This is a genomic window from Spirosoma rhododendri (genome assembly GCF_012849055.1).
Taxonomy (GTDB): Bacteria; Bacteroidota; Bacteroidia; order Cytophagales; family Spirosomataceae; genus Spirosoma; species Spirosoma rhododendri.
In genome coordinates this window covers 3,094,991-3,117,932 of sequence record NZ_CP051677.1, presented here as the reverse complement: position 1 = coordinate 3,117,932, position 22,942 = coordinate 3,094,991, and the positions used below count along the sequence as shown (strand labels likewise).

At 57.0% G+C, this 22,942-nt stretch carries 18 protein-coding genes and 1 pseudogene; 8 read left to right on the top strand and 11 right to left on the bottom strand.

Annotated features, from left to right (window positions below):
- Positions 1-121 precede the first annotated feature (121 nt).
- Positions 122-496 (bottom strand): HAD-IA family hydrolase, encoded by a 375-nt coding sequence (locus tag HH216_RS25915; protein WP_254448410.1) that lies wholly within the window; start codon positions 494-496, stop codon positions 122-124.
- Positions 497-538: 42 nt separating this feature from the next.
- Positions 539-796, bottom strand: a complete 258-nt coding sequence (locus HH216_RS25910; protein ID WP_254448409.1) for an HAD family hydrolase — start codon at positions 794-796, stop codon at positions 539-541.
- A 158-nt stretch (positions 797-954) separates the two neighbouring features.
- Between HH216_RS25910 and HH216_RS12870 the strand changes: the two genes are divergently transcribed.
- The 3 genes from HH216_RS12870 to HH216_RS12860 all read left to right on the top strand — a co-directional run bounded on the left by HH216_RS12870 (position 955) and on the right by HH216_RS12860 (position 3,388).
- The gene (locus HH216_RS12870; protein WP_169551173.1) at positions 955-1,485 is read left to right on the top strand and encodes an L-threonylcarbamoyladenylate synthase; all 531 of its coding nucleotides are present in this window, start codon (positions 955-957) and stop codon (positions 1,483-1,485) included.
- An 89-nt stretch (positions 1,486-1,574) separates the two neighbouring features.
- A complete protein-coding gene (locus HH216_RS12865; RefSeq protein WP_169551172.1) occupies positions 1,575-3,089 on the top strand; it encodes a CCA tRNA nucleotidyltransferase in 1,515 nt (504 codons plus the stop codon).
- A 92-nt stretch (positions 3,090-3,181) separates the two neighbouring features.
- On the top strand, positions 3,182-3,388 hold the full coding sequence (locus HH216_RS12860; protein WP_169551171.1) for a hypothetical protein: 207 nt from the start codon (positions 3,182-3,184) through the stop codon (positions 3,386-3,388).
- A 123-nt stretch (positions 3,389-3,511) separates the two neighbouring features.
- On the opposite strand, the gene HH216_RS12855 is transcribed toward HH216_RS12860, so the two are convergent.
- The 7 genes and pseudogenes from HH216_RS12855 to HH216_RS12825 all read right to left on the bottom strand — a co-directional run bounded on the left by HH216_RS12855 (position 3,512) and on the right by HH216_RS12825 (position 9,443).
- A complete protein-coding gene (locus HH216_RS12855; protein ID WP_169551170.1) occupies positions 3,512-4,303 on the bottom strand; it encodes a M23 family metallopeptidase in 792 nt (263 codons plus the stop codon).
- A 165-nt stretch (positions 4,304-4,468) separates the two neighbouring features.
- A complete protein-coding gene (gene porG, locus HH216_RS12850; protein WP_254448408.1) occupies positions 4,469-5,140 on the bottom strand; it encodes a type IX secretion system protein PorG in 672 nt (223 codons plus the stop codon).
- Entirely contained in the window at positions 5,140-6,141 is a 1,002-nt protein-coding gene (locus tag HH216_RS12845; RefSeq protein ID WP_169551169.1) for a DUF6089 family protein, read from the bottom strand. Before HH216_RS12845 ends, porG begins: the two co-directional genes overlap by 1 nt.
- 147 nt (positions 6,142-6,288) lie before the next feature.
- Positions 6,289-7,164, bottom strand: a complete 876-nt coding sequence (locus HH216_RS12840; protein WP_169551168.1) for an NAD kinase — start codon at positions 7,162-7,164, stop codon at positions 6,289-6,291.
- Positions 7,165-7,249: 85 nt separating this feature from the next.
- Positions 7,250-7,918, bottom strand: coding sequence for a CBS domain-containing protein (locus HH216_RS12835; protein ID WP_169551167.1), 669 nt, complete (start codon positions 7,916-7,918; stop codon positions 7,250-7,252).
- A gap of 119 nt (positions 7,919-8,037) precedes the next feature.
- A pseudogene (locus HH216_RS12830) lies at positions 8,038-8,816 on the bottom strand (alpha/beta fold hydrolase).
- Between the two features lie 9 nt (positions 8,817-8,825).
- A complete protein-coding gene (locus tag HH216_RS12825; protein WP_169551166.1) occupies positions 8,826-9,443 on the bottom strand; it encodes an anthranilate synthase component II in 618 nt (205 codons plus the stop codon).
- 399 nt (positions 9,444-9,842) lie between these two features.
- Here HH216_RS12825 and HH216_RS12820 point away from each other — a divergent pair, with 399 nt between their 5' ends.
- Positions 9,843-11,093, top strand: a complete 1,251-nt coding sequence (locus HH216_RS12820) for an NAD(P)/FAD-dependent oxidoreductase (RefSeq protein WP_254448407.1) — start codon at positions 9,843-9,845, stop codon at positions 11,091-11,093.
- A 175-nt stretch (positions 11,094-11,268) separates the two neighbouring features.
- Here the strand turns inward: HH216_RS12820 and HH216_RS12815 are convergent, their stop codons facing one another.
- A complete protein-coding gene (locus tag HH216_RS12815) occupies positions 11,269-12,234 on the bottom strand; it encodes an NAD(P)/FAD-dependent oxidoreductase (RefSeq protein ID WP_169551164.1) in 966 nt (321 codons plus the stop codon).
- A 30-nt stretch (positions 12,235-12,264) separates the two neighbouring features.
- Here HH216_RS12815 and HH216_RS12810 point away from each other — a divergent pair, with 30 nt between their 5' ends.
- The gene (locus HH216_RS12810; protein WP_254448406.1) at positions 12,265-13,236 is read left to right on the top strand and encodes a hypothetical protein; all 972 of its coding nucleotides are present in this window, start codon (positions 12,265-12,267) and stop codon (positions 13,234-13,236) included.
- 175 nt (positions 13,237-13,411) lie between these two features.
- On the opposite strand, the gene HH216_RS12805 is transcribed toward HH216_RS12810, so the two are convergent.
- Positions 13,412-14,353 carry a hydrogen peroxide-inducible genes activator gene (locus tag HH216_RS12805; RefSeq protein ID WP_169551163.1) on the bottom strand — a complete coding sequence of 314 codons (942 nt, stop codon included), beginning with the start codon at positions 14,351-14,353 and terminating at the stop codon, positions 13,412-13,414.
- 134 nt (positions 14,354-14,487) lie between these two features.
- Between HH216_RS12805 and HH216_RS12800 the strand changes: the two genes are divergently transcribed.
- The 3 genes from HH216_RS12800 to HH216_RS26500 all read left to right on the top strand — a co-directional run bounded on the left by HH216_RS12800 (position 14,488) and on the right by HH216_RS26500 (position 22,907).
- Positions 14,488-15,273, top strand: coding sequence for a hypothetical protein (locus HH216_RS12800; protein WP_169551162.1), 786 nt, complete (start codon positions 14,488-14,490; stop codon positions 15,271-15,273).
- 224 nt (positions 15,274-15,497) lie between these two features.
- Entirely contained in the window at positions 15,498-16,559 is a 1,062-nt protein-coding gene (hemH, locus tag HH216_RS12795) for a ferrochelatase (protein ID WP_169551161.1), read from the top strand.
- Between the two features lie 498 nt (positions 16,560-17,057).
- Entirely contained in the window at positions 17,058-22,907 is a 5,850-nt protein-coding gene (locus tag HH216_RS26500) for a hypothetical protein (RefSeq protein ID WP_169551160.1), read from the top strand.
- Positions 22,908-22,942: the final 35 nt, after the last annotated feature.

Sequence of the window (22,942 nt, the reverse complement as noted above, 5' to 3'; positions counted from 1 at the left end):
CACGTCCGGGTGGCCGTCAGGCCAACTATTCGTGGCGGCAGCTTATTGGTCGCTTCGCGTCCACCCGGACGTAGACGTCCAGGCTACATATCAACGCCAGGCTACAGTTGTAGGCTACACATCACACCAATTGCTCGACCAGATCAGTCAGCGTCTTTCCCGTTATGGTCGGGGCGGGGGCCAATGCGTAGGGTGACTGACCGGGCCGGGCGATGAATCCCGTTTGCATACCGGCGTGGGCGGCACCAGCCAGATCCCAGGCGTGGCACGCGACCATCATCGTCTGTTCCGGCGGCAGTTGCAGCCGCGACAGAGCCAGTTGGTAGGTCTGCGGATGGGGCTTGAACAACTGCACATCGTCCACGCTCCAGAGCGATTCAAAGTACGCCCCCAACCCCGTGTTTGCCATTTGCTGCATCAGCGTTTTAGTCGGCGAATTGGTCAGTGTGACCAGTCGAAACCCGGCTTCTTTCAGTCGGGCAAGGCCCGGTTCCACGTCGGGGTGCGGCTGTAGGTCGAGAATTTTCCCTAGTAATGCTTACTGCTCGTCGGGCGATAGCGGCTTGTCGAAATACGCGCTGGTCATGGTTAGGGCGGCTTTTCCAATCTGGCCAAAATCGTGATAATTCGTCGTCAGGGTATCAACGAGCGAGTACTGGAGCAGAGTCGAAAACCAGAATTTGAAGGCGAATTGCTCGTTGAACGTCTGCGTGAACGCCCGCTGTAAACTGCTCAGGTCGAGCAGGGTTTCGTTGACGTCGAATACAATGGCCTTTGGTCGTACGGGGGTAGTCATAGCGTAACTAGGGTGGTTGGGTGAGTCGGTTTATCAACCAGTAAACACCACTGGCGGGCAGTTGTCTTTTCACGCGTCGATCAAAGCCGGATTTAACAAAGACATACTGCAACTGGTCGATTGGCGAACCGCGCCGTATCTTTGCGGTTTCAACCACTATGGCAGCTACAATCCGCGACATTACGTATCAACTCCGGCAAGGCAATCTGATTGCACTGGCCGACGAAACCGGCTGGTCGGTAGCGGCCGACCCTACCAGTGAAGAAGCCGTTGCGAAACTGCTGACGCTGTTCTCAGTCATGCCCGACGGCGTCCGCCCAACGGTGCTGATTCAACACCCCGATCAGCTGGTGATGTACGTCGCCAAACTACCCGATGTGGCTTACGACGTGGTTGATTTTTCCGACACGCCCTTAATCGTGGTGTTTGAACAAGGGAAAAACATCGCGCCCGTACTGCTCGAACGTAGTCAGGAGATCGCGGTCCGGCGGGCACTCAATCCCGAAATCCAGCGGCTGATCGGCGGCTATGGCAAGGGTCTGCTCACGATTCCGTTTGAATCGCTGACGCTGCCCCCGCCAGCCGAAGCCGCCGTCAGTGAGCGGTTCGGCGCTTTACCCGGTATGCCCCGCAAACCCCGCATCATCCGGCTCAGCATCGACGGCGGGGTGAGTTTTATTAGAAAATGAGTTTAAGGTTTAACGTGTAAGGTTTAATGTTTTACTGACAAGCAGCAACCAACGTTAAACATTGAACTACAAACGTTAAACACAACAGTATGAATTTCGCCGACACATTACAGACCAACCCCATTTTCGAGACGCTGGCGCAACAGGCCGACGCACTGGGCATGCGGGCTTATGTGGTGGGTGGGTTCGTGCGTGATTTGCTCCTGAAACGGCCCTCGAAGGACATCGACGTGGTTTGCCTTGGCAGCGGCATTGCGCTGGCCGAAGCAGTAGGAAAAGCGATGAAAGCCCCCGTTGCCGTGTTTCCCAACTTTGGAACGGCGATGGTAAAAGTCGATCTGGCGGGGCAACCGTGGGAAGTTGAGTTTGTGGGCGCGCGGAAAGAGTCGTACCGGGCCGATTCGCGTAAGCCCATCGTTGAAGATGGCACGCTTGAAGACGATCAGAACCGGCGCGACTTCACGATCAACGCAATGGGCATTCAACTGAACCGTACAGGCAAAGCAGGCGTCTACGGCGATTTGCTCGACCCCTTCGACGGGCAGAAAGATCTCAAACGTAAGATCATCCGCACCCCACTCGACCCGCTCATTACGTTCTCCGACGATCCGCTCCGGATGATGCGGGCCATCCGCTTTGCATCGCAGCTCAACTTCGACATTGAACCGGCTACGTTCGACGCGATTGTGCAGATGAACGAACGAATCGGCATCGTGTCGCGCGAACGCATCACCGACGAGCTGAACAAGATTATCCTGTCGCCGACACCGTCTTACGGCTTCAAGCTGCTGTATCACGCGGGGTTGCTGGAGCGTATTTTCCCGGAACTGGTGGCATTGAAGGGTGTCGAAACCATCGAAGGACGCGGCCACAAGGATAATTTTTACCACACGTTGCAGGTGCTCGACAACATCGCCAATCGCACCAAATCGACTCCTGAACTCGACGCGCAGGAGCTTTGGTTACGCTGGGCGGCTTTGCTCCACGACATCGCCAAACCGGCAACAAAACGCTACGACAAGCGGGTGGGCTGGACGTTTCACGGCCACGAAGACATGGGCGCGCGCTGGGTGCCCGGCATCTTCCGAACCATGAAACTGCCCCTGCATGAGTCGATGCGGATGGTGCAGAAGCTGGTGCGGCTGCATCTGCGTCCCATCGCGCTCACCAAAGAGCAGATTACCGACTCGGCCCTACGCCGACTGCTGGTCGAGGCAGGCCACGACCTTGACGGGCTGATGGCGCTGTGCCGGGCCGATATCACGTCCAAGAACTACGAAAAAGTACAGAAGCACCTGCGCAATTTCGACCGGGTCGAGCAGAAGCTGATCGATCTCGAAACGCGCGACGAACTGCGTAATTTTCAACCCGTCATTACGGGCGAGTTGATTATGGAAACGTTTGGCCTGCCCCCATCACGGGAAGTGGGTGATTTGAAAACGCTGATCCGGGAAGCTATTCTCGACGGCGTCGTTCCGAATACGCTGGAAGCCGCTTACCCGTTCCTGATTGAAGAGGGGCGCAAACGAAACTTGACACCCGTGCAGGTGGCCCAGCCCGTACCGGCGAACCGGTCTACGGCTGACACGCGCACCAGCGGCTGAACCAGCTGTCACCCAACTTAGTTAGCCTTACGATTACCAGACGTGGACCCACGCGATGGCCGCCACGCGGTGGCCGACCTGAATTACATACTATGGAAAACAATACAAACTTTCGCCGTTTTTCCGGCGCTACGCTGATGATCCTCGGCGTCGTTATCGTTCTGTTCGCCCTCGTTGCGTTTCTGTCTGATGGCAAACCCGTGCTGGGTATGAGCATCAACAAAGCCGAATCAGCAGCCCCGTTTATCGTCGGCATGATTTTCCTCATTACCGGCGTTAATCTCGTCCGCGAATCGTAACTAAAGTTGTAAAGTTAGATGGTTGTAGAGTCGTAAAGTTAGCTGGCGCGTCAGCTCATCCGGTGCCAACCAACTTTATAACTCTACAACTTTACGACTCTACAACCATCTAACTTTACAACCTTATTTAGAAAGTCGGGCTGAGAGAAGCCACTTGTAGGTGTCTTCGGGTTCGGGAAGACCGTTGGGCTGGATTTGCAGATACATCAGGTGCAGGTGCGTCGGAGAGCGGGCTTTGTAGGCGTTGAACCCCGACCGACCCATTTCCGAAATCTTTTGTCCGGCTCCTACCCACTGTCCCGGCAGCACGTCGACAAGCCGGTTGTGGGCGTAGTAAAACAAGCCATTCAGCACCGGGTCGTACACCCAGATCCAGTTACCACCCCGGTACTCAGAGCCGGGCGTCCAGGCCGTTTCAATGGCCAGCACCACCCCACTCGTCATGGCCAGCACATCCGCCGGTCGTCCGGTCTGATCGTCGACGCAATCCTGATTACGATCGGCGATGAAAATATCCTGCGCCGGATGGCTCCCTCTGACGTTGTAATCGAATAGATCGAACCCTTTTCCCCGGTATCCTTCGCCGTGTGTGCCGCCAATCGAGCGCGGACTGTAGCCGCGAATGGGAAAGGCAAAATACCGACCCGTCCGGCGGAGGCTGTCGCGCTGAAGACTATCGGTTCTGACAAGGGCATCAGCAACGAAGCGATGTTTCAGGCCCAGCATGATCTGACTGAACTCACTCCGGGCGGAGTCGGGCAGGATTGATTGCTCCCGGATCTGCGTGTACAGTGTCTGAAACCGCTGGCAATACGAATAGATAGTTGGCTCGTCGGGTTCGGTAACTATCGTCTGCGACGATGCAACATTGAGGCCCCCAACCAGTATTGCCCCCACGATTCCCAGTATCCGCATAAGCGCGTGCCCGTTACTATTCACTACCCGTCAGATTTTCGTTACGTGCCCAAAAATACGGAATGTGAAGCAATGGCGGATATGCGTAAAAGCAGTTGGGGCCGGGAAGAACCATTGCCAGCGCTTTACGCACCAGTAACATCTCTTTCCGGCCCCCAACTACTGCTACGGGCAAACTATTTTGTAGAATGTGTAGCTAAGCGTTATTGCCGTGTACGTGTAGCTGTCAGACAAAGCCGGGTTCCCCTGCCCCAGCCTGCCGGTTGTCGTGCCAAACGTGCGGTCGCCCAGGCCATCGAGGTAATCGAAGCGGGTGAAGCGGGTACCAAATTCAGCCCCTATACTCCACGGACGGTGGAACTCGTATTTGACACCGACACCCAGCGGAAAACTAAGCATGCCCCGCGCCCGCACCACGCTGTTCGTACTGTTGAACAGCCCCAGCCCGGCAAACACGTAGGGTGTCCAGTTTTTCGCTTTCGGGCGCGGGTTATAGTTCCGGAAATTGTACTCAAAATCGCCAGTCAGTTCGCTGATCGACGAGCGGAAGCTGTAGTTGCGGGCCTGCTGAAACGGGTCGTTGCTGAGCTGATCGTCGCCCCGTATACCGCCCACGGCGATACCCAGGCGCATGGAAAATGACCGCGTCGCATTGTACCGAAAAAACAAGCCCCCCGCCGGCCGGTACAGCCGCGGATCGAGGTGGGTCGACACATCACCTTTGTACAGCATTCCGCCCAGGCTACCGCCCACCTCGATTTTCTGAGCGTGCAGGTTCAGGCTGATAAAAAGCCCGGCTATAAGCAGCCGGGCCGTATGAAGTTTCTGTTTCGTCACTATCTAATCGGAGGACACTTGATCTTACTCGGAATGATGTAATGGATCTGGAAGCTGGTCAGCAGATAGCCATCGTTGAGTTTGCCATCGGCTCCGCGCACCACGTTGCCCTGTAGCTCGTTGCCGATTTTCGCCTGTTCCTCAGGTGTAGCGCTTTGGTACAGATTGACCAGTGCCTGATAGCGATCTGGATGGCTTTTCAGCCGGGCTGCGTTTACTTCAACGCGCCGGTCGGCCATCGTTGCCGCCAGCCCCGTAAGCACATTGGCAGCAGCGTAGTTGCCCCCCACGTCGTCGAGGTAATCGGTAAAGGTGTAGCGGTACCCCAGCTCAAACGCCAGGTTGAAACTCTCGTTTAGCTTGTAACGCACCCCAATTCCGACCGGGACGGCTAATGTCACCAGCGAATACGGCTTTTCGTAACCCGGCTGTCCCTGCCCTTCCGTGTGCAGCGGTTGCAGCTTTACCCAGCGCTGCGAGTCGTCGCTGCCTTCAACGTAGGGCGTGCGGGCTTCGGGGCTGTGCGCCACCAGGGCAATACCGCCAAACAGATACGGCGTAAGTTTAGCCCGTTCTTCCGAGGTGCGTCCGTCCGGAACAAGATTGTAAATACCGGTAATGGCGAATTCCTTCAGGTCGTTGCGGAAGTGCAGGTTCCTGACGTACTGCGGCAGATTCTCCTGAATGTTGTTTTTGTTGAACGTGTAGTCGTCGCCCGAAATCCGCGCCCAGGTAAACGTGGCCCGCGCGGCAAACTTTGGTGTAAACTGCCGGGTGTAGCCGATACCGACGTTCCAGCGCGGCATGATGTACGTGGCCTTGATGAACTGACGATAACCCGCCAGGTCACCGTAGTAGTGCGACGAACCGACACCGAAGCTAATCGACGAATAAGGCAAAAAATGCGTATTGACGCGTCGCTGGGCCAGCCCTTCTACTGCATCGGCAAACAGCACGGCAGTCGACAGCACACCAGCAGCCAGGTATTGAATTTTCTTCATAAAGAATGTATGGGCGAATCAACCAGATGAATCAAAGCGTAATCTCTTCCGAAACGGTAATTCGTGGCTTTTATTGGTAAATAGCTAAAAAAAGCCGTGTAGTTTACTACATGACCCTGCCATCTGCCGTGCAAGGATCAGACCAGCTTAGTTGCGAATATCCCAGCCCCAGTTGAGCTTGCTGCGTAGTGTGTTCAGAAAATTCTCGTCGCCCAGTTTCACCAGCCGGGCCTTAAAATTTTCTTTCTGCACACTGATCCGGGCCGACACATCGACGGTGTACGAGCGGGAATCGAGCGCGGCCAGGAAGTTACCGCTTCGGCTTTCTACCTCGAATGATAGCTGGCAGGTGTCCATCACGATCATGGGCCGCACATTCAGGTTGTGCGGACTGATCGGCGTAATAATCAGGTTGTTGGTCTGGGGCAGTAGTACCGGGCCACCGCAGCTGAGTGAGTAGCCCGTTGAGCCCGACGGCGTCGAGATGATTAGCCCGTCGGCCCAGTAGGAGTTCAGAAATTCGCCGTCGAGGTACGAATGCACCGTAATCATCGACGAGGTCTGGGTGCGCGTGATCGTAAAATCGTTCAGGCCAAATGGTAGCGGGCCGAAGATGTCGGGGGTCGACTTTACGCTTACCAGCGTGCGTTCGTCGATGCCATATTGCCCATTGAAGAGCGCGTCGATCATCAGTCGGATCGAGGGCGGGGCCACTGTTGCCAGAAAGCCCAGCCGGCCGATGTTGATTCCCACGATGGGAATTTGCCGGGAGCCGACATGCGTAACGGCGTCGAGCAGCGTACCATCGCCCCCCAGACTAAAAATAAAATCGGCATCGGTAACCCCGTCTTCAGGCCGGTAAGTAGCCTGACTGTCGTGTTCAACCCCGGCCGAATCCAGAAAGTCGCGGTAGTCCGCCGAGATCAATACGTCGACTCGTCGTTTGGTCAGCTCCTCGAACATTGCCTGCACATAGGGTCGGGCTGATTCGGGGAAGTTGCGCCCATGAATGGCAATTTTCATAAATGAGTTCAACGTTTAAAGTCTGCTGTTTAAGGTTGTCAGTCTGCGCCTGTCAAACCGTAAACCTTAACCCGTAAACCTTAAACTATGTATTTAAGTAACGCAGCAGTGAATCGAGCCGATCCTGATCGATACTCTCAACGGGCACATTGGCGAATGCCGCTTCGATCTGATACCCAAATCGTTCTAGTGTGGAAATAACGGCTGTGATGTTCTGCCGGTTGAGCTTGAGCGTCAGTCGTGACCGGTCGGGCATACCGTAGGCTGCGCTGGAGAAATAGCTACTGATGATTTTAACGTTGTTCGACTCGATCAGCCGACTGATCTCGGCCATCGAATAATCGCGCTCATCCAGGCTCAGCATCAGTACGGCACCACCTTCCTGAACGCCCAGTTCCTGCGCAAACTGCCGTAACAGCTCCGACGTCGACACAGTACCCAGAAATTCACGGCCCTCATTGAGTACCGCAATAACATCCATGCGGTGCTGCATCACCAGACCCAGCACTTCAAACAGGTGCTGCCCTTCGTAGGCGTTCACCTGCTCAAAGAGGTGCATCATACTGCTCAGTGGCCGTTCGTCGTCGGCGATATCAAGCAATAACTCTTCGCTAATAATTCCCTGATAGTCAGTCTGATCAATCAGGACCAGTTGGCCAATGCGATGCTCCTGCATCCAGTCCAGCGCCTGCCCGACCGAATCAGTCGGTTTCAGGGCTGGCAGCATTGGGTCGATAAGTTCAGCAGCCAGCATAACGATTGGTGTCAACGACAGTATGTTGGTCAGAAAACTACGGAAAATCCAAATAGGTTGGCTATACTTTTTCCGCAGCTGGCCTGATTTACCCGGCAACCTGCGCGCCGAACTGACACTTATCCAACCACCAGTTCGCCGATGGGGTTCCGAATCAGCCAATCATCGAGCAGTTGATTGAAGTCCGTGGGGCACTCCATCATCGGCGCATGGCAGCACTTATCGATAAAATGCAGTTCCGAACGTTCGATCAACCGGTTGAACTCGTAGCCTACCTCGGCGGGGGTAATCGTATCATTGAGCCCCCACACCAGCAGGGTCGGCACCTGAATTTTGTGCAGATCTTTGGCGACGTTATTACGCTGCGCCGACTTGGCAATGCCCACGATACTCATGCACTTGGGAATGCTGCTCGTGATCTCGAACACCTCATCGATCAGTTCTTTGGTGGCCACTTTCGGGTCGTAGAACGTGTAAGCGACCCGTTCGGCAATGTAGTCGTAGCTGCCGCGTTTGGGAAACGAGCCACCCATGCCGTTCTCAAACAGGCCCGAACTACCCGTCAGCACCATTCGCTGCACCCGATCGGGGTGTTTAAAACTGTAGAGCAGCGCAATGTGCCCCCCAGCGAATTGCCCAACAGGGTCAGGTCGTTGAGTTTCTTGTAACCGACGAAGCGTTCGATAAACGAGAGTAACCCTTCCAGACTGGCCTGCCGGATGGGCATTTCGTAAATTGGCATCAGCGGGATAACGACCCGGTACCGGTCTGAGAAGCCCTGAATTACCGCGTCCCAGTTGCTGAGTGCGCCAAACAAACCGTGCAACAGCAGCAACACTTCGCCCTGTCCTTCATCGACGTACTGAAAACCGCCTTCTTCCTGAATCTGATAGTTCATACCAGTATACTACGCTAAATCAGCCACCCGGCTCAGGGTTTCCCCGCTGCCGGTCAGGCTATGGTGTTGACAAATGGTAATCCAGTTCTGTATTACTTCCAGCCCGTATTCGGTCAGGATCGCTTCGGGGTGAAACTGTACGCCCCAGAGCGGCAACCACTGATGGCGCAGTGCCATAATTTCGCCCCCGTCGGTCTGAGCCGTGCTGACAAGCGCACCGGGCAGATCGCGCAGCACCAGCGAGTGATAACGCGTTACGCCAAACTGCTCCGGCAAACCGGCAAACAGCGCATCGGTTGGGTCGGTTGTGATCGTCGACACTTTTCCGTGCATGGGCCGATCTGCCGTTGTCAGCTGCGCGCCGAAAAACGCGCCAATGGCCTGATGGCCCAGACAAACACCCAACATTGGCACCTGCTCGTGAAAGTGAGCAATCACATCCATCAACCGACCAGCCTGCCGGGGCGTTCCCGGACCGGGCGATAGCATGACCGCATCGCAGGGTTGCGTCAGCTGACTCCACGGGGCATCGTTCCGTACAACCCGACACGTCGCCCCGGCCTGCCGCAGGTAATCGACAAGGGTGTAGGTGAACGAATCGAAATTATCGACAACCAGCAGGTTCATATTTTTTGAGTTGTAGAGTTGTATTGTTGTAAAGTTATAAAGCTGGCTGGCGCGTCAGCCTTTCCGACCGGTAGCCGCGCCAGTCCCAGCGGGGAACCGCAACTCTATAACTTTACAACTGTCTAACTCTACAACTTTATAACTCTAGTGATGGCAAAATTAATAATGCGCAGAAAAAATCAATTCCCTTTCTTATATATCCCCTGACAATCAGCATATTATTTTTTTATTATCTCCGTTTAAGTCAATTTTTATAAAAAAAGTACCAGTCAATCAGCGGATTCTGGTTTGCCGGGCAGGGTGAAGCCGTATTTTTGGTGCGCTGTCGCGTTATTTAGTTTGTGTATGCTGATGAATTCTTCCAGTACTCCTGTTCCCGTTTTAATTGTCGGTGCTGGTATGGCCGGCTTAGCCTGCGCGGTTCGGTTGAAAGCCGCCGGTATCGACGCGCTCCTGCTCGATGGTAGTGATGGCGTGGGGGGGCGCGTCCGCACGGATCTGGTCGACGGCTTTCGGCTCGACCGGGGATTTCAGATTCTGCTCACGGCCTATCCGGAAGCGCAGCGGCTGCTTCGCTACGACGACCTTGACCTGGCCCGGTTCAGGTCGGGGGCGCTCATCCGCAATCCACAGGCCGATGCAGGCAAGTCGTGGCTGTCGCTGTTTAACCCGTTTCAGGAGCCGCTGTCGGTGTTTCAGACCCTAGCGTCGCCCATTGGTACGTTGGCCGACAAGCTGCGGATCGTAGAACTGCTGCGCCAGACGCAAAGCCTGCCCATCGACGAACTGTTTCAGCAAACACCCACGACGACGTTGCAGCGACTGCACGAACTGGGCTTTTCCGACCGAATCATCGACCTTTTCTTCCGGCCTTTTTTCGGGGGCGTATTCCTGGAAGATGCCCTGACGACCTCATCCACGTTTTTCGATTTCTGCTTCCGTATGTTTTTTTCGGGCGATGCGGCCGTTCCCGCTCTCGGCATCGGCGAACTGGCCAATCAGTTAGCCCGTCGGCTATCGCCCGAACAAATCCAGCTCAACAGCCCCGTCGCGCAACTCGATGGCACGCGGGTGATGCTGGCCGACGGCCGGACGATTCAGGCCGAAACGGTTGTGCTGGCGGTCGACCCGGCGTCGGCGGCCCGGCTTCTGAACCGCCCCGCCCCCGATAGCAGCGCGTTCAACCACACGACCTGTACGTATTTTGCCACGCCCGATAGCTGGCAGCTTCCCGCGGATCTGCCTAAAAAGATGCTGATGCTCAACCCCCGACGCTCATCGGCAGTGCACAATATGACGGTCGTCAGCGACATTGCGCCGAGCTACGCCCCTGCCGGTCAGCGGTTGATTTCGGTTAGTACGCAGGGGCTGGAAACGGTTAACGAAGATTCCCTAACCGACCGCATCCGGCGTGAACTGACCGACTGGTTTGGCGAGGGAGTACAGCAGTGGCGGCACCTGCGCACCTACCACATTCCGCAGGCACTACCCGCCTACAGCCCGGCGTCGCCCAGCGCTGGCCTGACGCACCGACCGCTTAAACTGGCTGATAAGTTATACCAATGTGGCGACCAATCGGCCTACCCGTCACTGAATGCCGCTCTGCAAACGGGTCGGCTGGTAGCCGAGCAGATCCTGCGCGCAGACTAAGCCAACAGCCGGGTAGCAGCCGGTTGTCGACTTAGTCCGGACAGATATCTTCAGAGGTCGTTTGGGAAATTGCTTTTGTCATGGCTCGGGCCGGGCGGCCGGAGTCATGACAAAAAAGGCTTTTTCGACCCGGATTGTGCTTTCCCAAACTACCTCTCCGGGCAATTATCAATAACTACGCAAGCAGCGCGTCGGCCATGCGACGACCCGACAAAAACGCCCGCTCGACGTTCAGGTGCGGGTCGAACGGTGCGGCTCCGCCAAACCCGTCGCCCCCAAACAGCAGGGGCACTGTCGTTGCAGCCCGGTGAAACGGCTCCGGGTATGCCTGCGTCACCTGACTGTATCGCCAGCGGTGTACCTGTACATCCGCAACGGCCTCCGCAGGCAGGTAGTCGGTGAGTTGTGCGAGTAGTTGCTGCCCGGCCGCATTCAGATCACCGTCCAGGTGTGTTTGGCTGAAGGCAGTACTCGCCAGTATCGTGGCCGTGGGCTGATCGGGCGATATACCCTTCTGCTGATTGTCGGCGAGCCAGGCAATGTCGGGTCGGTCGAGCCACAGCCCGCCCGGTGCCGGGATGCTACCCGACTGATTCAGCGTCACCAGAACCGACAAACAGGGCTCGTACTGAATCTGTTGAAGCGCATCCCGATCTGTTGACCTAAGCAGGTTCGATGCATCGCCAAACAGGGTCAGCGCCTGCGGAGCGGGAATGATACAAAGGAGTGCGTCGGCCTGAAACGATTGTCCGGTTTTCGTTTCGACGCGCCAGCCATCCGGTTCCATATGCACCGACGTTACGGTTTGTTCGGTCTCAATGGTCAGCCCGTCGGCAAGCTGTTTGGCGACCCGGTTCATGCCGTCGCGCCCAATCCAGCCGGTTCCGGCGGGGTCGACCGGCCATTCCGCCAGTGCGGCCTCAGTGTCGGCGGATGTCAGCCAGGCACGAAACTCCGCCGACTCCGCCCGGATCACCTGCGCGCCGTGGTCGGCACGTCCGTTTGTCAGTCGCCGGGTTGCCAGCCGCCCGCCCACGCCCCGGCCTTTATCGAGCACGGTTACGCGCCAGCCCCGTCCGGCCAGTTGTTGAGCAGCAGTCAGTCCGGCCATACCGGCACCAATAATTATACACGACGACATATACGGCGTTAGGATTTCAGTTCATGGTTTTTGGTTCACCGCTCTCCGGCAAACCGGCTGGCGGAGCACGGCAAATTCAGCGACCAGCCGGGCGAAGGTAGGAAAATCCGGCGGGGGCGTCGTACTTCGCGACTCAACAAACGGGCGTGTAGCTGCGTTGAGGATGTAATGCCCAGAATCGGTGCTCTTCGTTTTTTTCTGTCGCTACTGGTTGCGCTACCGCTTTCGTTGCCGTTGCTGTACCCGCACCTGCTGCGCTGCATGCTGGTCAGCCGTTCGGCCGATTTTCGGCGGCTTCCCGACCGTGCCTCTTCCCATTCGCTTTACATCCGCACCACCGTTTCGGCCCGTCAGCAGACCCAGTTTCAGGCTCACTGCCGGGCAGCTCAGGCCCGGATCAGCCGATTTTGGGGTGGGCAGCAGGGCCGGGCAGTCCTGATCTACTGCCCCAGCCAGACCGATTACGCCCGCTACTGCGCAGGTGGTGAGGGGGCGGGTTGCAGCCTCGGCACACCCTGGGGCGACGCCTACCTCGTGCTCGGTCCCGAAGGCAACAATGTCGACGTGATCGCCCACGAACTTTGCCACGATGAGCTGTTTTCGCGGCTTGGCTGGTGGTCGGTTAAACGACAGATTCCGCAGTGGTTCAACGAAGGGCTGGCCCTGCTTGTCGACTACCGATTCAGTTCACCCGACGTTTGGGAGCGCCCCGACTCAACCGCGTCGCCTGTCGATACACCCAGAATGGGGCCGTTCGGCTTTCGCCCAATGATTCCGCTGACCGATCTGGTTACGACCAGCGATTTTTTCGGGGGCGACTATGGGCACGTTATGATGGCTTACCAAACCGCTGCTGATGAGGTAGCGCGGTGGCTGCGCCGGGTCGGCCAACCGGGTCTGCTGGCACTCACCCGGTCTGTCGCCAACGGCGAATCATTCGATCAGGCCTACCAGCGGCTGGAGAAGGGCGCAACCCGCTCCGCCCGACCGGGTAAACGGTAGCGGTTGTTTTAGATTTTTTCGCGTGGCCTGACGAAACGTGTAGCCTGGACCGGCCCGCCGGCACGGCTCCAGGTCCGGGTGCCCATCAGGGCAACTACGTAAGGCGGCAGCTTTTCGGTCGCTACGCGCCCGCCCGGACGTGGACGTCCAGGCTACATCACATCAACTAACTACACTACCCCAACGTTACGACCGTGCCGCTGGGGGTGTCGGTGGTGAGGTCGGCGGGGAGATGGCGGATAATTTCGGCACGCAGCGCATCGATAAGCCGACGTTTGAGGAAGCTGCGGTGAATAACCAGACTGACCTCCCGAACCGGCGCGGGCGATTCGAATGGACGAACGCGCGCCCGCCGGGTATCGTCCATATCGATCGTAGCCAGAAACGGCAGCAGCGTAAACCCGTCCTGCCGGTCGATCAGTTTGATGAGCGTTTCGAGCGACCCGGTTTCGTAGCGCAGGGCGTTGGTGGCGTTGGCAGGGCGATCAGCTCCGCATACGCTGAGCACCTGATTGCGCAGGCAGTGCCCGCCCGTCAGCAACCACAGCCCGTCGGTGGGGAGGTTGGCGCTGTCGATGCGGGTTTGCGCAGCGAGCGGGTGCGAATCGGCAGCATAGACGACGAAGGGTTCACGAAACAGCGGAATTTCGGTGATACCATTGTCGTCCAGTGGCGTAACGACCAGCCCTACGTCGAGCAGTCCCTTCCGCAGCCGTTCAACGATCTGATCGGTAACCAGTTCCTGAATCTGCACCGACACCGTTGGGTATTTCCCGATAAATTCTCCGATGAAATACGGCAGCAGGTACGGCGCCAGCGTGGGGATGACCCCAATCTTCAGATCGCCCTGAAAATCGTTTTTCGACTCACTCACAATTTCCGGAATGCGCCGGGCCGCCCGCAGCACTTCACGCGCCTGCGCCAGCACCGTTTCGCCAACTTCGGTCGGCACGACGGGCTGCTTCGACCGGTCGAACACTTTGATACCCAGTTCGTCTTCGAGTTTCTGAATCTGCATACTAAGCGTCGGCTGCGTCACGTGACAATTGTCGGCGGCCGTGGCAAAGTGCCTATAGGTGTCGACAGCTACGATGTAATCAAGCTGTGAAAGCGTCATGAACGAATAGGTTATGTACATCGCTGAGTACGCCCAGCAAGAATTATCGAAAAAATTGATACAAATCTAAATCATATTGAGACAAACTAACGCCTTCTGGTCCTACTTTTGTCGATACAAGAAACCCCCGTCTTATGAAACGTTACGCGTTTATCGCAATGGCGCTGCTGGTCAGTCTTACGGCCCCGGCGCAATCGAAGAAATCAGCGAACCCACCCGCCCCCGGCTTCGACATGGCCGACTCCGACCCTAAAGCCGTTGGCCTGGCCGATGCAGTGATGCAGGCGATGGGCGGGCGGAAAGCGTGGGACAATACGCACCTGATCGCCTGGAATTTCTTTGGCGCCCGTAAGCTGGTCTGGGACAAATGGACGGGCGATGTGCGGGTCGACAACCTGCGTAACGATCAGACTGTGCTGCTAAACATCAACAATAACAAAGGCCGGGTATTCCGCAACGGAGCCGAACTGACGGATCCCGATTCGGTAGCGAAGTATGTGAAAGCGGGGAAAGATGCCTGGATCAACGATTCGTACTGGCTGGTGATGCCCTTCAAACTGAAGGATTCGGGCGTAACACTCAAATACCTGGGCGAAGACCCAACGAAGGATGGCAAGCCAGCCGATGTCGTTCAGATGACGTTTAAAAACGTGGGTAATACGCCCGACAACAAATACAAGATCTGGATCGACAAGGGCTCGCACCTGGTTACGCAGTGGGCACACTATCCCAAGTTCACCGACGAGCAGCCCCGCTTTACGCTTCCCTGGGCCGACTATCAGCGGCACGGTGAGATTCTGCTGTCGGGTGAGCGCGGAGAGCGTGACCTGACCGACATTCACGTGTATTCGGGTCTGCCGGGCGAAGTGTTCAGCGATTTTACCCGGGCTGATCTGAGCCGCTATCCGGAAGCAAAGTAGGTTTTCGGTATTCAGTTCACGGTATACGGTTTACGGTAGTGCCTGTTGCGCGAGTGCTACAACACAGACGTTCGGGCGCGCGGTATACCGTGAACTGAACACTGTAAACCGAATACCGTATTACCGTGCACCGACTTCCAAACTCTGCATTATTACAATCAGTTTGTGGTTTATGAATCACGCGCTGTTTCAGGATGACAAACAGCGCGCCGACCACTGAATCAATGGAAACTTACGCAAGCAACGCCCCCACCCAGACTACCTCCCAAGTGGGTAAGACGGGGGTTCTTATCGTTAATCTGGGCACGCCCGACAGTCCGTCGGTACCCGATGTCCGCAAGTACCTGCGCGAATTCCTGCTCGATGGGCGTGTACTGGACATTGCGGCTACGACCCGTTATTTTCTCGTCAACGGCATTATTGCTCCGTTTCGGGCACCCAAATCCGCCAAAGTATACCGTGAGTTGTGGACCGAAACTGGTTCGCCCCTCAAATACTACGGTGAAGTTGTGGAGCGCGAATTACAGAAAGCCCTCGGCAACGAGTACGTCGTAACGCTGGCGATGCGCTACCAAAGCCCCAGTATCGACGCGGGTCTGGCCCGGTTTCAGCGCCTGGGTCTCAACAGTATCATCGTTATCCCGTTCTTTCCGCAGTACGCGTCGGCCAGTACCGGCTCGGTCTACGAGAAAGTGATGGATATCGTCAAGTCCTGGCAGGTCATCCCTGAGATCAAGTTTATCAACCGGTTTCTGGAGCACCCCAAGTTCATTCAGGGGTTTGTGCAGAACGGCCGGAAGTACATGGATACCCGCAATTACGACCATTACCTGTTTACCTACCACGGCCTGCCCGAACGGCAGATTCTGAAAGGCGACGTAACGGGTAAAGTCTGCAAGCTGGGCGACTGCTGCGGCAAGCTGCACGCCATGAATCAGCACTGCTACCGGGCGCAATGCTTCGAGACCACCCGGCGGCTGGTGAAGGAACTGGGCCTTCCCGAAGGTAGCTATACAACCTCGTTTCAGTCGCGACTTGGCCGTACACCCTGGATCAAGCCGTACACCGATGAGGTTATCAAAGAGCTGACGGCGAAAGGCGTCAAAAGCGTACTGGCTTTCTCGCCCTCGTTCGTCGCCGACTGCCTGGAAACAACCATCGAGATTGGCGACGAGTATCGGGAACTGTTCGAAGAAAAGGGGGGTGAACACTGGCAACTGGTCGAAAGCCTCAACGACAGCCCGATCTGGATCGAGACACTGGTCGATCTGGTCAAGACGGCCTGAGGTAGGCCTGACTGAACCTCGACAACGCCCTATCTCATAACCGGGATAGGGCGTTATCAGTATCGGCCTTGTCAACTGTTGTGCCGTACACTATTTAATCAGCTGCTGAATGGCCACCTGATCGATTATAATTGACGCCTTGCCCCTACTTTATTATGGTAGTCAACTAATTTTGAAACGATGTTGATTAATTGGTTGTAACCTACCCGATTGCCACTCGCTTATTTGCGAAAAATAGCCCTTTACGGCATAACCCAGCCACTTTTCAGCATGAATTTTAACAAATACAGATGGTAAATCAGATACATAGGATTAAAACAGAGTTAATTTCTAATTCATAATAAGTATACAGAAATTATAATAAATAAACATCGATAAGCAACACAATTACTTATTCACATCATTGATGAACATATGAGTTACAATATAGCATATAATGCTTTGGCTTAATATTTGTCATTATGGATGTCTGACATTCATATAGTCCGTCGTCCAACTATGCATCGTACTGTTTACTTAACCTGCCGTAATCTACTCACACGAAGGGTACTACTACTGGCAAGTGTGCTGGCCCTGCTGACCTCACTAACGTGGGCAGCCCCAGCTATCTCGCCAGGCCGTCCCCTACCCGATCCGGGAAAGATGCTCCGAATCGGGCCGGGTCGTCCGCTACCCCGATTCCCCCTTTTCTTTACCTCACCCGGTCGGCAGCAGTCAGACAGCGATCCAATTCGGTTTACCATACAAACCAATCAGCAGTCGATACGGCTGGGCGAAACCATTGACCTGGTCATCACGGCTGAACTGCTCAACATTGCCCCGTCGCTGCTGTTTACGCTGCCGGGTGCCAACGCCTACCGGCTTAAGCTGCTCCTACCGCCCGGCTTCGAGCAGACCGGCGGTGATTTTGTCGACTACATCGGCGATCAGCTCAGCTACCCGTCGCACATGATCGTGACCTACCGGGTAACGGGTCACTTCTCGTCGGTAAAGGCTGGTACGCAGTTTCAACTGCTTCGCAGTCATAGTCAGGCAGATGCACAGAGTTTATTTGTCGAAAAGTCATCTATCACGCTGCAACCTTACGCGGGCGAAGGGCAATCGGTGAGCACGGCCAGCCAGCCAAATCGACTGGGGACGTCGTCGACGCTGCTTGTCGACACGCGCGACGCACGGGCCTCAGCCCGAGTGGCAGCGGGTAATTTTCAAAGCCACCTGGACGCGGCCAACTGCGATTACGTGACGGGCTGGATCATTGATTTCAACAACAAGAACACCGCCCCAACCGCCGATGTATATATCAACGGCACCAAAGTAGCCAGCGTCGTTGCCACCGTTAACCGGAAAGATGTTGCGGATGCGTACGGCATTACGACCTACAATCTGTACGGGTTCGTATATACCATCCCGGCCGCCTACAAAACCAACTCCCCGCTAAGCATCGCCGTACGCTACAGCGGCACGTCGGATCATATCATCGGCAGCCCAACCACGACGGCTACCTGCGCCGGGCCGGTTTCGACGACAACTTCGCCCGTAACCTCAACGACAGCAGCCGCACCCGTTTCATCAACAACGGCTATTACACCAACCACGCCGGTTACCACTACTGCTACCACACCGGGTTCCTCGACGGTTATTCCCGCCGTCAACCCCAACGCCAGCTACTACGGCTTCCTCGACATGGCCTCCTGCGACTCCATCCGGGGCTGGGCCTTCGACCGCAACCTCATCAAGCAGTCCATCGGCGTCGACCTCTTCATCAACGGCACCAAAGTCACGACCCTGCTGGCCAACCGGCCCCGGCCCGACGTGGCCACCGCCTTCGGTATTCAGGGGTTCAACGCCTACGAGTACGCTTACAAGATCCCCGACAGTTACAAAAAGGGAGCCGCCCTCACCGTAGTCGCCCGCGTGGCCAGCACCGCCGTCGAGCTGATTAACAGCCCCCGCACCACGGCTGTCTGTGCCACCACCGTCACCACGCCCGTTACCAAACCCGACACCTGCCAGTTCACCCTCAGCACCGCCCCCAGCCTCAGCGCCAGCTGCGGCAGCACGGTTACGCTGAGCGCTACTTGCAGCGGGGCCAACTGCAACCGGGTGACCTACGCCTGGAAGGGCAACGGACTGACCGCAACGGGGCAGAGCGTGAGTCTGGTTGCACCGGCCACCAACGGCACCACCAGCTACACCGTAACGGCTTCGGCCAGCGGCTGCGCCAGCCAGACGGCCAGCGGGGCGCTCACCGTAACCGGATGCACATCGGCCACCACAACACCGGTTACTACAACTGCTACCACGCCGGGCTCCTCGACGGTTATTCCCGCCGTCAACCCCAACGCCAGCTACTACGGCTTCCTCGACATGGCCTCCTGCGACTCCATCCGGGGCTGGGCCTTCGACCGCAACCTCATCAAGCAGTCTATCGGCGTCGACCTCTTCATCAACGGCACCAAAGTCACGACCCTGCTGGCCAACCGCCCCCGGCCCGACGTGGCCACCGCCTTCGGTATTCAGGGGTTCAACGCCTACGAGTACGCTTACAAGATCCCCGACAGTTACAAAAAGGGAGCCGCCCTCACCGTAGTCGCCCGCGTGGCCAACACCGCCGTCGAGCTGATTAACAGCCCCCGCACCACGGCCGTCTGTGCCACCACCGTCACCACGCCCGTTGCCAAACCCGACACCTGCCAGTTCACCCTCAGCACCGCCCCCAGCCTCAGCGCCAGTTGTGGCAGCACGGTTACGCTGAGCGCTACTTGCGCCGGAGCCAACTGCAACCGGGTGACCTACGCCTGGAAGGGCAACGGACTGACCGCAACGGGGCAGAGCGTGAGTCTGGTTGCACCGGCCACCAACAGCACCACCAGCTACACTGTGACGGCTTCGGCCAGCGGCTGCGCCAGCCAGACGGCCAGCGGGGCGCTCACCGTAACCGGATGCACGTCGGCCACCACAACGCCAGCGCCCACCAACACCACAACCAAATACCAGGGCTTTCTGGAAACAGCTAACTGTGACGGTGTCGCGGGCTGGCTGATCGACCTGAACAACCCCAAACAAAGTCAGTCGGTCGATATTTACCTGAACTCGATCAAGATCGCTACTGTACCGGTCAATCGCGCCCGGCAGGATGTAGCCGATGCGTATGGTATTCAGGGCTACAATACCTATGGCTACCAGTACACCATTCCAGCCGCCTACAAAGCCAATGCAGCGCTGAAGGTATCGGTTATGCCGGCTGGCACCAGCCGCGACCTCAGCCTGAGCCCCCGTACCACGGCCGTCTGCACCGGGTCGGGTCAGTTGCCAACCACACCACCAGTCGACAGCTGCCAGTTTACGCTGGGTACGATGACACCCGTCACCGTGGGTTGCAGCAGTGCCGTCGTGCTGAACGCTACTTGCAGCGGAGCCAATTGCAACCGGGTAACCTACACCTGGAAAGGCAGCGGGCTGACCGCAACGGGGCAGAGCGTGAGCCTGGTTGCGCCTGCCACCAACAGCACCGTAAGCTATACACTGACAGCCACGGCTACAGGTTGCAGCAGCCAGAATGTGACGGGAACGGTTTCGGTGACGGGCTGCACATCCCCTACGTCGCCCACGACGACCACGCCTACCCCCACAACCAGCGTTACCAACGCGAAATACGTCGGCTTCCTGGAATCGGCGAATTGCGACGGTATCAGCGGATGGGTTGTCGACATCAACAACACCCAGCGCAGCCCATCGCTTGACGTGTACCTCAACGGAATTAAAGTGACGACCATCACGGCCGATCGCGCCCGGCAGGATGTAGCCAACGCCTATGGTATCCAGGGCTACAACGCCTACGGCTACTACTACACCCTTCCGGCGGCCTACAAAGCCAACGCAGCGCTGAAAGTCTCGGTTATGCCGGCTGGCACCAGCCGCGACCTCAGCCTGAGCCCCCGTACCACGGCCGTCTGCACCGGGTCGGGTCAGCTACCAACAGCCCCGGCGCCCGTAGCCGACAGCTGTCAGTTCAGCCTGAGCACCAGCCCGATCAGTGTTAGCTGCGGTACGTCGGTAACGCTACAGGCCAGTTGCAGCCGGGCAACATACACCTGGGTTGGCGGAGGCACAACCCAGACAGGCCAGCAGGTGACGCTGACGGCCCCCTCGGCCAATGGGACCACGACCTACACCGTAACAGCAACGGCGAAAGGCTGTCCGTCGCAGTCGGCCACGTTCGACCTGATTACAACCGGCTGTACATCGGCCCCGACGCCAACAACGGCCACTACGCCGGTGACGACCAACCCACCCGTCGTTACGAACGCCAAGTACCAGGGCTTCCTCGAAACGGCTACCTGCGACATCGCAGCGGGCTGGATACTCGACACGAATAACCCGAAGCGCAGCCCATCGCTCGACGTGTACCTCAACAACGTCAAGGTGGCAACCATCACCGCTGACCGCGCCCGTCAGGACGTAGCCGACGCTTATGGTATTCAGGGTTACAACGCGTACGGGTATCTGTACGCCATCCCCGACAATTACAAGAGCAATGCCCCGCTGGTTGTGTCGATCAAGCCCAGCGCTACCACCACCGATCTCAGCCTGAGCCCCCGTACGACGGCGGCCTGCCCGGGAACGGGCACTCCGCCAAGCGCGACAACGCCGATCAACACCACCAGTACGGGCTGTCAGTTTACGCTGACTACGGCTAATGTCAACGCAGCCTGCGGCAGCACGGTTACGCTGAACGCGACCTGCGCCGGTACCAACTGCGACCGGGTTAGTTACGCCTGGTCGGGTGGTGGCATCAGCCAGTCGGGACAGTCGATTACGTTCAACGCATCGGCCGCCAACGGCACAATCACTTACACCGTTATCGGCTCGGCAAGCGGCTGTTCATCACTCTCGGCGACGGCTACCGTTACCGTCAGTGGCTGTGCATCAACTCCGACCGATCAGGGCGACTACCCGGTACTGAGCAGCCCTTACCCGAGCGATAAGCGGCCTGTGCTGCAAAACGACCGCGTACGGATCGCCGTTGACCTCGGCGTCGGTGGAGTTATTCGCGAAGTAACCGACCTTCAGGTAGGTGAGAACATGATCAACTGCATGGAGTACTCCGACGGTCGCCGGGATCCGGGTCGCGATGATCAGATTTCGCTCTACGGTATGCCGAATGCCGCTACGGGCTGGTCGCAGAATGGCAAACCCGTTCTCGACGACATCGGCTACAACCCGGTGCAGGGTGGCGATATCGCCAATAACTTCTCACCCATGCTGGGCTACGGCCGCACAGACAAAATGCTGTATACCAAGACACGCAACCTGCTGTGGGGTCTGAACAACGAACTGGGTCACTACGTCGTTGAGCAGTGGATCCGGCTGGAAGGCAACGTCGTGAAGCGGCACGTCAAGATCGTTGGTAACCGCCCGGACAACACCAAATACGACGATGTTCGCCAGCAGGAACTACCCTGTACGTACACCAACAGCGCTTACTATCAGTATTACGTCGCGCAGGGTGATCCGTATACCAACGCGCCGAGCGTCAACGTCAACAACATTCCGAACCTGGGCGGCAGTGGTACGAGCCTGAATCAATTCAGGAATCAGGGACAGATGGGCCCGCTGAACGTCGATTCGTCGGAACCCTGGATCGCAGCCATTCGCCCGAACACGGGTCGGGGATTAGCCCTGCACACGCCGTACTCGCACGAGTTCAAGGTTGGTCTCTTCGGCGACATCGGCTGGGGTCCACCAAACGCGTCGAGCGCCGGTTACATTGCCAACACGGTATCGATGCCGCTGGACGCTAACGGGGTATACGAATTCGACATCAACATGATCGTTGGTACGCTGTCGGAGATTCGCAACACGGTTAATACGCTGCCGCGTTCGGAAACAAAACCGAATTACATTTTCAGTGGCAATCCAACCCGTTGTGGTTTCTACTGCCGGAAGGGCTACGATCAGGGCTACCCTGTCGGCAACGAACTGGTCATCACCCCAACCGACCGCCGGTTTAAACTGGTATCGCCGAACAAAGGGTACCGGGCTTCAGAAACGCCTACCCTCTACGTACGGATGCGGGCCATCACGACCGAAACGCGGATGATTCTGGAATGGCGCAAAGTAGGCCAGACGGAACTGGAAGCGGCTCAGGCTGATCAGACCATCACGTTCAACGTACAGGGCGACAACCAGTACCACACGATCGCTATCCCGACGGGACAGAACAGCAAGTGGAGCGGTACAATCAGCAACTTCAGCATCCGGTACGAAAATGTGTCGGAGACGAAAGTTAGTGGTCATCAACTCGGTGTCAAGTGGATTTCGGCCAGCAACCTGGGCGATTTCTAAACCAGTCAGACCAACACGAAAAAGGGCCACTCCAG

Coding starts and splice junctions, on each gene's coding strand:
- HH216_RS12835 (WP_169551167.1), bottom strand. CDS start 7,918: ATGCTGGCTGCTGAACTTATCGACCCAATGCTGCCAGCCCTGAAACCG.
- HH216_RS12820 (WP_254448407.1), top strand. CDS start 9,843: ATGGCCGGCTTAGCCTGCGCGGTTCGGTTGAAAGCCGCCGGTATCGAC.
- HH216_RS25910 (WP_254448409.1), bottom strand. CDS start 796: ATGACTACCCCCGTACGACCAAAGGCCATTGTATTCGACGTCAACGAA.
- HH216_RS12865 (WP_169551172.1), top strand. CDS start 1,575: ATGAATTTCGCCGACACATTACAGACCAACCCCATTTTCGAGACGCTG.
- HH216_RS12805 (WP_169551163.1), bottom strand. CDS start 14,353: ATGACGCTTTCACAGCTTGATTACATCGTAGCTGTCGACACCTATAGG.
- HH216_RS12815 (WP_169551164.1), bottom strand. CDS start 12,234: ATGTCGTCGTGTATAATTATTGGTGCCGGTATGGCCGGACTGACTGCT.
- HH216_RS12825 (WP_169551166.1), bottom strand. CDS start 9,443: ATGAACCTGCTGGTTGTCGATAATTTCGATTCGTTCACCTACACCCTT.
- HH216_RS26500 (WP_169551160.1), top strand. CDS start 17,058: ATGCATCGTACTGTTTACTTAACCTGCCGTAATCTACTCACACGAAGG.
- HH216_RS12800 (WP_169551162.1), top strand. CDS start 14,488: ATGAAACGTTACGCGTTTATCGCAATGGCGCTGCTGGTCAGTCTTACG.
- HH216_RS12840 (WP_169551168.1), bottom strand. CDS start 7,164: ATGAAAATTGCCATTCATGGGCGCAACTTCCCCGAATCAGCCCGACCC.
- HH216_RS12855 (WP_169551170.1), bottom strand. CDS start 4,303: ATGCGGATACTGGGAATCGTGGGGGCAATACTGGTTGGGGGCCTCAAT.
- HH216_RS12870 (WP_169551173.1), top strand. CDS start 955: ATGGCAGCTACAATCCGCGACATTACGTATCAACTCCGGCAAGGCAAT.
- HH216_RS12860 (WP_169551171.1), top strand. CDS start 3,182: ATGGAAAACAATACAAACTTTCGCCGTTTTTCCGGCGCTACGCTGATG.
- hemH (WP_169551161.1), top strand. CDS start 15,498: ATGGAAACTTACGCAAGCAACGCCCCCACCCAGACTACCTCCCAAGTG.
- HH216_RS12845 (WP_169551169.1), bottom strand. CDS start 6,141: ATGAAGAAAATTCAATACCTGGCTGCTGGTGTGCTGTCGACTGCCGTG.